The organism is Streptomyces sp. 8P21H-1, from assembly GCF_013302945.1.
Genome location: NZ_JABTYA010000150.1, coordinates 1 through 2716, shown reverse-complemented (window position 1 = coordinate 2716; position 2716 = coordinate 1). Strand labels below are relative to the sequence as shown.

The following is a 2716-nucleotide window of genomic DNA, read 5'->3' as shown; positions in this document are numbered from 1 at the left end:
GCGCCGCCGTCGCCCGCCACCTGGCCGGCACACACGGCGTACGCAGCCTGCTCCTGGTCAGCCGGCGCGGTCCGGCCGCCGAGGGCGTCGCGGAGCTCACCGCCGAACTGGAGGAGACGGGCGCCCGCGTCACCGTCGCGGCCTGCGACGTCGGCGACCGGACGGCCGTGGACGCCCTGCTGGCGGACATTCCCGCCGACCGTCCGCTGCGCGCCGTGATCCACGCGGCCGGCGTCCTGGACGACGGAGTCGTCGACTCCCTCACCCCGGAGCGGCTGGCCGCGGTGCTGCGGCCCAAGGCGGACGCCGCCTGGCACCTGCACGAGGCGACCGCGGACCTCGGGCTCGACGCCTTCGTCCTGTTCTCCTCGGTGGCCGGCACGCTCGGCAGCGCCGGACAGGCCAACTACGCGGCGGGGAACGCCTTCCTCGACGCGCTGGCCCGCCACCGCCGTGACCGCGGTCTGCCCGCGGTGTCGATGGCCTGGGGCCCCTGGACCCGGGGGAGCGGCATGACCGGCGAGCTGACCGAGGCGGACATCGCACGGATGACCCGTGCGGGCATGCCGCCGATGACCCCCGAGGAGGGCCTGGCCCTGTTCGACACGGTCACCGGTTCCGGCGCGGCCGGGTCCGCTCCGGCCGTCCTCCCGGTACGGCTGGACCTGGGCGCCCTGCGCTCCCTGGGCGAGGTGCCGCCGCTGTTCCGGTCGCTGATCCGGGTCCCGGCACGCCGTACCGCCACCGCCGCCACCGCCGGTGGTGCCGCGGCGGCGGCGGACCTCACGCGACGGCTCACCGGGCTCACCCCCGCCGAGGGGCAGGAGGTCCTCCTGGAACTGGTGCGCGGTCAGATCGCGACCGTGCTGGGCCACGCGGGCCTGGCCGACGTCGAGCCGACCCGCGCCTTCCAGGACCTGGGCTTCGACTCGCTGACGTCGGTGGAACTGCGCAACCGGCTCGGCGCCCTCACCGGCGTCCGGCTGCCGGCCACCCTGCTGTTCGACTACCCGACGCCCAGCGAACTCGTCGCGCACCTGTACGCCAAGGTCGCCCCGGCCCCGGCCGACGGACCCGAGGCGGTCCTGGCGGAACTGGACAAGCTGGAGCGGAGCCTGAACGGCATCGAGACCGGTGCCGAGGAGTTCGGCGCCCTCTTCGACCAGGTGGCAGGCCGTCTGGAGGTGCTCCGCAGCAAGTGGCAGTCGCTGCGGACCGAGGCGGGCACCGGGGCCGGCGAGAAGGCGGAGGAGGAGTCCTTCGACTTCGACTCCGCCTCCGACGAGGACATGTTCGACATGCTCGACAACGAGCTCGGACTCTCCTGACCCCGGGGGGAGCGACGCTCCCCCCGGCCGACCTCACTGCGGGCCCGGTGCCGATGGCACCGGGCCCGCAGCCCGTTTCCGTATCCCCGACGACCGCGGCCGGTAAGAACCCACGACGGGACACGCCCACACGCCACGGCGGGCGACGGGCGCACCCCCGAAAGACCGGCACACCGTGCCCGTTCCCCCACTCCCCACGCCCGCAACGGACACAGCCCCGCCCCGCAGGGGGCGCGGGGAACTGCGCGCCCAGCCACGGCCCACGGTCAGCCGCACCACACCGCCCCGCACCCGAAAAGGCCGCGCGGGCCTCCGCACATGACGGAGGCCCGCGCGGTGGAGACCCGCGGACGGCGGAGGCCGCACACGGCAAAGGCCCGCGGACGCGAAGGGTGGGCGTCCACGGGCCTTGCCCCGCCCGCACGCGGGGGGAGTCCGTGCGGGTGTCAGAGGGGCCGGCGGAAACCGCGCAGCGCGGCGACCATGCCGACCACGGCGATCACCGCGCTGATCACCACGGACGGGATCGCGTGATCCAGTCCGGGCACGTCCAGCGCGAGCGCCCGGCTCGCGTCGATGGCGTACGTCAGCGGGTTGACGTTCGCGACCGCGGCCAGCCAGCCGGGCAGGTCGGCGACGGGCACGTACGCGCTGGAGGCGAACATCAGCGGGAAGATCACGATCAGGGCGAGGTTCTGGAGCGGTTCCGCCCGCCGCAGCCACGCGCCGGCCGCGATGAACGCCCAGCCCAGCGAGAAGCTGATGAAGACCGTCAGCCCGGCCGAGAGCGCCAGCTCGGCCACGCCGCCGTTGGGCGAGTACCCCAGGACGGTGATCGCCAGCACCATGATGATCAGCACCTGCACGGTGGCGCGCACCAGCCCGACCAGGCTGCGCGCGGCCAGCAGCGCCCCCGGGTGCACCGGGAGGGAACGCAGCCGGGCCACCATGCCGTTCTTCTGGTCCTCCACGAGGCCCACCCCGGACTGCATCGCCGACTGGGCGGCGTTGTCCACCAGGATGGCCGGCAGCACGTAGTCGAGATAGGTGACGCCCTCCGGGAAGTGCGGCGGCATGCCCATCTTGCTGAACACCTGCGTCAGGACGAACAGGATGACCACCGGCTGGATCAGGCCGAAGAGGACGATGCCCGGATCGGTCACCATGGCCCGCAGCGACCGCCCGGTCAGGATCCGTATCTGTGTGAGGAGCGAACTCCCCCCGAACACGGGCGCCTCACCGGCCGCGGCCCGGAGCGCGGCCGGCCGGGGGGCCGGGGTCAGCTGAGTGGTCAAGAGGTCCTCCACGGAAGACGCCGGGCGGCGGTCCCGCCCGACGGATGGTCGCGTTGCTGGTCCGGCCCGGGGCACCGCCGCGGCCGGCCGGGG

General features: G+C 74.4%; 2 protein-coding genes. One reads left to right on the top strand and one right to left on the bottom strand.

The genetic code is table 11. The features are described 5' to 3' along the window. Positions 1–1328 (top strand): type I polyketide synthase (locus HO151_RS02620; protein WP_254594654.1); only part of this gene is annotated, 1328 nt, incomplete at its 5' end. A 446-nt stretch (positions 1329–1774) separates the two neighbouring features. Here HO151_RS02620 and HO151_RS02615 read toward each other — a convergent pair. Next, positions 1775–2623 carry an ABC transporter permease gene (locus tag HO151_RS02615; RefSeq protein ID WP_173894508.1) on the bottom strand — a complete coding sequence of 283 codons (849 nt, stop codon included), beginning with the start codon at positions 2621–2623 and terminating at the stop codon, positions 1775–1777. Positions 2624–2716: the final 93 nt, after the last annotated feature.